This is a genomic window from Pararhizobium sp., assembly GCF_035497515.1.
Classification (GTDB): domain Bacteria; phylum Pseudomonadota; class Alphaproteobacteria; order Rhizobiales; family Rhizobiaceae; genus Pararhizobium.
Map to the genome: position 1 here is coordinate 20,400 of NZ_DATJDJ010000202.1, position 7,030 is coordinate 27,429.

At 60.9% G+C, this 7,030-nt stretch carries 8 protein-coding genes; 4 read left to right on the forward strand and 4 right to left on the reverse strand.

Features of this window, described 5'->3' with window-relative positions:
* Positions 1 to 34 precede the first annotated feature (34 nt).
* From VL202_RS21135 to VL202_RS21150, 4 genes are all read right to left on the reverse strand, one after another.
* A complete protein-coding gene (locus tag VL202_RS21135) occupies positions 35 to 1,549 on the reverse strand; it encodes a type II and III secretion system protein family protein (protein ID WP_325466027.1) in 1,515 nt (504 codons plus the stop codon).
* 20 nt (positions 1,550 to 1,569) lie between these two features.
* The gene (cpaB, locus tag VL202_RS21140; RefSeq protein ID WP_325466028.1) at positions 1,570 to 2,385 is read right to left on the reverse strand and encodes a Flp pilus assembly protein CpaB; all 816 of its coding nucleotides are present in this window, start codon (positions 2,383 to 2,385) and stop codon (positions 1,570 to 1,572) included.
* A 177-nt stretch (positions 2,386 to 2,562) separates the two neighbouring features.
* Complete coding sequence (locus VL202_RS21145) at positions 2,563 to 3,075, reverse strand: prepilin peptidase (RefSeq protein ID WP_325466029.1); 513 nt, start codon at positions 3,073 to 3,075, stop codon at positions 2,563 to 2,565.
* Between the two features lie 183 nt (positions 3,076 to 3,258).
* Complete coding sequence (locus VL202_RS21150; RefSeq protein WP_325466030.1) at positions 3,259 to 3,435, reverse strand: Flp family type IVb pilin; 177 nt, start codon at positions 3,433 to 3,435, stop codon at positions 3,259 to 3,261.
* A gap of 315 nt (positions 3,436 to 3,750) precedes the next feature.
* On the opposite strand from VL202_RS21150, the gene VL202_RS21155 reads away from it, so the two are divergent.
* The 4 genes from VL202_RS21155 (at position 3,751) to VL202_RS21170 (ending at position 6,993) form a co-directional block, all read left to right on the forward strand.
* On the forward strand, positions 3,751 to 4,173 hold the full coding sequence (locus tag VL202_RS21155) for a pilus assembly protein N-terminal domain-containing protein (protein WP_325466031.1): 423 nt from the start codon (positions 3,751 to 3,753) through the stop codon (positions 4,171 to 4,173).
* A 203-nt stretch (positions 4,174 to 4,376) separates the two neighbouring features.
* Complete coding sequence (locus tag VL202_RS21160) at positions 4,377 to 4,994, forward strand: TadE/TadG family type IV pilus assembly protein (protein ID WP_325466035.1); 618 nt, start codon at positions 4,377 to 4,379, stop codon at positions 4,992 to 4,994.
* Between the two features lie 10 nt (positions 4,995 to 5,004).
* Positions 5,005 to 5,598, forward strand: coding sequence for a TadE/TadG family type IV pilus assembly protein (locus VL202_RS21165; RefSeq protein ID WP_414692918.1), 594 nt, complete (start codon positions 5,005 to 5,007; stop codon positions 5,596 to 5,598).
* A 174-nt stretch (positions 5,599 to 5,772) separates the two neighbouring features.
* Positions 5,773 to 6,993, forward strand: coding sequence for a phosphopentomutase (locus VL202_RS21170; RefSeq protein ID WP_325466032.1), 1,221 nt, complete (start codon positions 5,773 to 5,775; stop codon positions 6,991 to 6,993).
* Positions 6,994 to 7,030: the final 37 nt, after the last annotated feature.

Below are 7,030 nucleotides of genomic sequence, written 5' to 3' on the forward strand. Positions count from 1 at the left end.
TTCAGGATGAGCTTTGCTGTCATGTCCGTTCCGCCTATTTGTAGATGAAGCCGACACTGCCATGGTACTGCCCGACGGGAGCGGCCTGGCGGTTGCCGTAGATGCGATTGACTTCGCCGAGAAATGCGCTGGACAGATCGTCGGTCGGATTGAAATTGTCATCCGGGCGGGAAAGCTCGCTGCGTGCCACCGGCTTGACGAGGTACGGCGTCGCGATAATGACGAGTTCCGTTTCGTTGCGGATGAAATCCTTGGAGCGGAAGAGCGTGCCGAGAACCGGAATTTTCGATGCGCCGGGAAGGCCCGACAGGGCCTGGCGAATATTGTCCTGCACCAGACCGCCGATCACGATGGAACCGCCCGAGGGAAGTTCGACGCTGGTGGATGCCTTGCGCCGACGGATCGACATATAGGTCTGGCCGGGCGCATCGATCGCATTGCCGTTGACAACCGAGCCTTCGAATGTCGGCTCGGAAACCTCGGTTGAAATTTCGAGCGCGATGCGGCCTGGACCGAGCACGACCGGGGTGAAATCCAGCCCGATCCCATATTCGACCGTCTCGGCCGTGCGCTTCAAGCCTCCCTCGTCGACCTCCTGCTCCGTCGGCAGACGATACTCGCCGCCGACGGAAAAGCTCGCCTTCTTGCCGGAGATTGCCGTCAGACTGGGCTCGGCAAGCGTGCGCATGACGCCCGCCTGCTCCATGGCGTTGAAGTAGCTGGCGAACATGCCCGAGCCGCTGCCGAGGGATGCCGTGATCTTCGAGGAGAAGGCATTGACGGCGTTGCCGAGGTTGCTCGGATTTCTGAAGGAGATGCCCTCGCCGCTGGTGCTGCCGATGAAGCCGCTGAAGCCGAGCTGCTTGAGCACCTGGCGCGAGACTTCCGCGACGGTCACCTTGAGCATGACCTGGTCTTCGCCGTCGATCTTCAGCAGGTTGACGATCTGCGACTGCTGGCGGTCTTCCGCGAAGATATCCGCGTCGCCATTGTTGCCCTGCGCCGTGATGTTACGGGTCGTCGCTTCACCGCCCTGGAGGAAGGCCCTGGCGAGATCCACGACACGAGTCGAGTCGAGCGGTGTGCGTACCGTGCCGGTGAGCACGATGTTGTCCGAAACGATTTCAACATTGATGTCCGAATCGGGCAGGAAGCGCCGCAGGTTGGCTTCGAGGCCGGAAATATCGCGCTCGATTTCCAGATCCAGGCTGACGATTTCCTCGCCGTTCGGACCGAAGACGAAGATGTTCGTCTGGCCGACCGACTTGCCGAACAAATAGATGCGCCGCGAGGTGCGGGTCACCGCGTCGGCGAGCGTCGGGTCTGCGACCAGGATGTCGTGGGCATCGGTCGGCAAATCGACCACGATGGCCTTGTTCAGTCCCAGCTTGACCGTCTTCTTGACGCCAGGCCCGCTGTCGACGATGCGCACCACCGAGGTGGAGGCCGCTTCCGCGGTGGATGTCAGCGCGGGCATGCCGGAGAAGGCGAGGCAAAAGGCCAGGCTGCCTGCGACAGAGCTACGAAATTTCTTGCCGATCCGGTTCACGTTCCGCTCCCGCTCAAACTTTATTGCGCTTCCATCGTGGAAGAGCCTTCTTCGCTCCTCACGATGGAACCCGACTTGATGATCTGGATTGCCGGACGGCCATCGCCGCTCAGCAGGTAATCCGCCGAAGCGGTATCCGGCTCCTGTGCATCCGCGACGCTGCGCAGGGCGAGAGACAGGCGTTCGGCCATCTGCTGGGCGACCGTCATGACCTTCGTCTGGTCCGGGGTCAGCTCCAGCGTCGCGGTGGTTCCGACCACCGACTTGCTGCCGTCTTCCTTCTCCTCGATCTGCTGGTCGATGGCGAGAACGCGGACGTTGCTGAGAACCGTTTCGGTGAGGAAGGAACCTTCCGGCGTCTTGCGCACCATGATCACATCGACGCGGTCGTTCGGCAGGATGAAGCCGCCGGCTCCGGTCGCAACGGTGATTTCGGTGGCGACGGCGCGTTTGCCGGCCGGCAGCAGCGCGGACATGATCCGGCTCGACGATTCGGCGATCTTTTCCGCCCGGACCGGTTCGCCGTTGAAGATCGGCAGGCGGACGACGACACCCTGGAGATCGGTAACGGCGGTGGGGCGAAGCTCCTCGGTGATCAGACCCTCGACCACGCCATCCTTCGGCCAGGACATCCAGTGGATCGCGTCGGGGTCGAGGCGGGATCCGACCGGCAGGCTCTTGCTGGCGACCAGGACATTCACGGTGGGCTCGCGCTCGATGACCGGCTCGGCCGAACTGATCGGCGTACTGCCGCCGGTCAGCTTGAGTGCCAGAAATCCGGCCAATCCTGCCGAGACGACGGCGACTGCCAAAATAATAACGCGCACCGGTTTCATGATCTTTCCCTGCCGTCCGAGACTATGCCTGGAGCAGAATGATCAGGAATTGGTGTAATTATAGTTAACGGACTGCTTACATTCGTGGTTAACAAATGATTTGCACCACAAAGGCACATAAAAAATGCGGCACGTGTGCCGCATCCGGGATGCCTGGGTCAGATTGGGACGCGAAGATTAATGCAGCTGGGCCAATGCCGCCTGCATCAGCGGCGAGGAGGGATAGGCGATGAAGCCGCCCAGGCCGATGGCGATTCCGTAGGGAATCTTCTTGGCGGTAAACAGCAGCGGCGGCACCGGGATGCCGGAGGCCAGGATCGCGTTCTCCTGCTTGCGCATGATGAGAATCACCAGTGTCAGCAGGCCACCGAAGATCGAGACATAGAGCAGGAACTCGAACAGCGAATTGTTGAAGCCGAACCAGACGGCGCCGGCCGTCAACAGCTTGGCGTCGCCACCGCCCATGACGTTGAGCGCGAAGAGCGTGAAGCAGCCTGTAAAGACGATCAGGCCGGCGACCACATGCATACCGATCATCGGCAAGGCAAGGCCCGCGAGCGGCGCGACCAGAAAGAAGGAACCGAGCAGGATAGCGGAGACCCGGTTCGGGATGGTCATGGTGAAAAGATCGGAGAAGGCCGCAAACGCCAGGCACAGCGGAAGAACAATGAAAATGGCTGCTACGGTCATGTAAGCATATCTCCAGCTCGGTTATCTAAGCCTTTGTCGTTGCGGGCTCGTCAATCACCTTAAACTGGTTGACTTAAAGAAATACCAATCTGTGCATTTGGTTCTGGACGTGGCCCAAGACAGAAAAACCGCCCTTTGAAGAAGGCGGTTTCTGACGTAGAATCTCAAGCGATCTGTACGTGATTACTTGCCGGCAACGTCCAAGTGCGTCGACAGATTCGTGAACTGCGTGTTGAGATGTGTGCCCAGCGCCGTTGCGCCGGTGATCAGGGCGACGGAGATGAGCGCGGCGATGAGGCCGTATTCGATCGCGGTTGCACCAGATTCGTCCTTCATGAAACGTGCGAAAATCTTGGTCATGTCATTTCTCCTACTTCACTTGTTGTTCAGCACTTCCGCCAACTGTTTCCGTTGATCGGATGGAGCAAACCTACACAGCGTGAATTGCAATTGGCTTAAGGAAACCAGTTACCAAGATGTTAACGGACGACGCCGTATTTCCTGGTAAAAATATCAGTAACCGAAAGTGTAAATATCTAACGATTGGCAACGTTCGCCAGTAAAGGGACGCTTCTCCCGTCCATGCGCACGGGAAACCCCGATGCAGCGGGGGATTTAACGGTTCATTCACCAAAACCGCGCATGGTGGATCATCTGCATCATCAGGACACGGCCATGAATTTGCTCATTACAGCCTTCGGCGCACGGTTGCTGGCGCCTGCCTTCGCAAGCCTGGCGCTGTCCGCCGTTGTCTTTGCAGCCCCTGCCAGCGCTGCCGAGGACATGTTGCGCGTCTACATGGACCACGCGCGCGTCCTGAAGCTCGATCGCCCGGTGAGCAAGGTCATCATCGGCAATTCCGACGTGGCCGATGCGACGGTTGCCGACGCCAAGACGATCGTCCTGACGGGCCGCGCCTTCGGTACGACCAATCTCGTCATTCTCGACAGCGCCGGCAATGCGATCGTCGATGAACGCATCCTGGTCTCGCTCGACGAAGGCAATACCCTGCGCGTCTATCGCCAGACATCGCGCTCCGTCCTGTCCTGCACGCCAAACTGTGAAATTCACGCCGAGCAGAAGGCGGCTGCGAACTAGGGACACCTCATTCCTGAAGGTACGCCCCGCATGTCGGGAGCAAAGGCGCCTGAAAGGCGGATCATCGTTAACATCCGGTAAGTCATTCGTCTCAAAATGCCCCGGTTCTTGCATACGAAATATCAACAGTCATTTCCTAATGTACGTCATCGTGTTGCGGCTTGGCGGAATGGCAAATGTTGAACGACCAGAACAAAAATCCGATGCCCGGCCTGGCCGGTGATGATCGACCCAAGCATGGTCGTGGCCTGTTGCGACGGTTCTTCAAGGAAAAGTCCGGCACATCGACGATCGAATTCGCGCTTCTGGCTCTGCCCTTCCTCGTCGTCGTCTTCGCATCGCTCGAAACGTTCACGGCCTTCACCGCCGAACAGCTGCTGGCCAACGCGACAGAGACGATGGCGCGCAAGATCCGCACCGGCGAGATCACCATCGCTGACAAGACCTCACCGGCATACATGTCTGAAGAGGATTTTCGCAAAGCCTTCTGCGGCGAAATCTCGATCATCATGACCTGCTCGGCCACCGAGGCCAAGACGCCCTCCAGACTGTTCCTCGACGTCCGCAGCTTTGCCGATTTCTCGAAAATCCCCGCCGCTATCCCCCGCAAGGGCGGCGCCAACGGGGATCTCGACACCAGCAGTTTCAAGTTCGCACCGGGCGGCCCGACGACGATCAACATCGTTCGCGCCTACTATCGATGGGAAGTGATCACCGATCTTGTCCGCCCCTATGTCACCAATCTGCGCCCCGCCGGAAGCAGCATGCCGAAAGACTACCTGATGGTGTCGACGGCCGCTTTCCGCAACGAGAACTTCTAGGGAGCACGCGATGAAAAACGCCATCCGCTGTCACATGGCCGTGCTGTCCGACAAAGCCGAGACCTTCCGCGCATTCTGGCGTGACAGGAAAGGCACCGGAGCCATCGAATTCGCGATCATCGCGCCGCTGCTCATCATGGCCTATATCGGTTCCTTCGAAATTTCGCTCGGCTTCAGCATCTCGCGCAAGGTCGCCCGCGCTTCCAGTACCGTCGCCGACATATTGACGCAGCAGACGGACGTATCCAAGGCCACGCTCGATAGCATGAAGGACGTCGCCAGGAGCGTCATGTCGCCCTACGGGATGGGCAATTACACACTGAAGATGACCGGCATCACGGTCACGGCTCCCGGCGCCGGCACCGTCGCCTGGTCGCGCGATCAGGCCGGAGGCACGCCCTACACGGCGGGCGAGACCGTGACGCTGCCGAAGGACATCTCGTCCGTGAACGCCTTCATCGTCCGCTCGGAACTCGTCGTCCCGCACGAACTCCTGCTGTTCGCGCCGGGCCTGGCCGACAATACGCTGAAGACCATCAACCTTTCCAAGACCTACTATTTCCGCCAGCGCGTCGGCGACAAGATCACCTGCAGCGACTGCTGATCCGCAGTCCGGCCAGGCAGGCGACCGGGACGATTTGCAATCCGCCACGCCCCGGAGTATTTCTTCGCCCCCTCAACCCCGCTGCCGACAGACATCCGGGGGCGAAAACAACTGTTCTGCCGCAGGCTGACGCCCCCAGGGAGAAGCCGGCCTGCTGCAGCCTTCGGGTGATCCATGGCGCGTGCCTTTCTTTTCGTTCTTGATTCCTTCGGCATCGGCGGCGCGCCGGATGCCGCCGACTTCGGCGATCTCGGCGCCGATACGCTCGGCCATATCGCCGAGTTCTGCGCGGCAGGCGCCGGCGATCGCAAGGGCCTGCGCGAAGGACCGCTCATGCTGCCGAACATGTCGGCGCTCGGCCTCTTGCACGCGGCCAAGCTCGCCAACGGGCGCACACCCGCCGGCATGCCGCTTCCGGAACGCATCTTCGGCCTCTATGGCGCGGCAAGCGAAGTTTCGCGCGGCAAGGATACACCGTCCGGCCACTGGGAGATCGCCGGAACGCCGATCCGGTTCGACTGGGGCTACTTCTCAGCAGAGGGCGATGCGTTTCCCCCCGAACTCGTCGAGGCGATCTGCCGTGACGGCGAGGTGCCGGGCATTCTCGGCAATTGCCACGCGTCCGGCACCGACATCATCGCCCGCCACGGCGAGGAGCACATGCGGACCGGCAAGCCGATCTGCTACACCTCGTCCGATTCCGTCTTCCAGATCGCTGCGCACGAGCATTCCTTCGGCCTCGACCGGCTGTTGGGCTTCTGCCAGACGGTGCGGCGGTTGCTCGACGACTACAATATCGGCCGCGTCATCGCCCGGCCCTTCATCGGCACAACCGCAAGGGATTTCGCCCGCACCGGCAACCGCCGCGACTATTCGGTGCTGCCGCCCGAACCGACGCTGCTTGACCGCCTGACGGAAGCGGGGCGCACCGTTCATGCCGTCGGCAAGATCGCCGATATCTTCGCCCATCAGGGCATAGGCCGCGTGATCAAGGCCAACGGCAACATGGACCTGTTCGACGCGACGCTGAAGGCCGTGGACGAAGCCGGGGACGGCGATCTCGTCTTCACCAATTTCGTCGATTTCGACATGCTCTACGGCCACCGTCGCGATGTTGCCGGATATGCCGCGGCGCTTGAGGCCTTCGACCAGCGCCTGCCCGACCTCGACCGCAAGCTGAAGCCCGGCGATATCGTCATCCTCACCGCCGACCATGGCTGCGACCCGACCTGGCGCGGCACCGACCACACCCGCGAGCAGGTGCCGATCCTGGCCTTCGGCCCTGGCCTGCCGGGAAAAGACATTGGCGCGCGACGGAGTTTTGCCGATATCGGCGAAACGATCGCCGCCCATCTCGGGCTGGCGCCCGGACGACACGGACGGAGTTTTATCTAATGGTTTCCCATATCCCCAAGGCCGAACTGCATTGCCA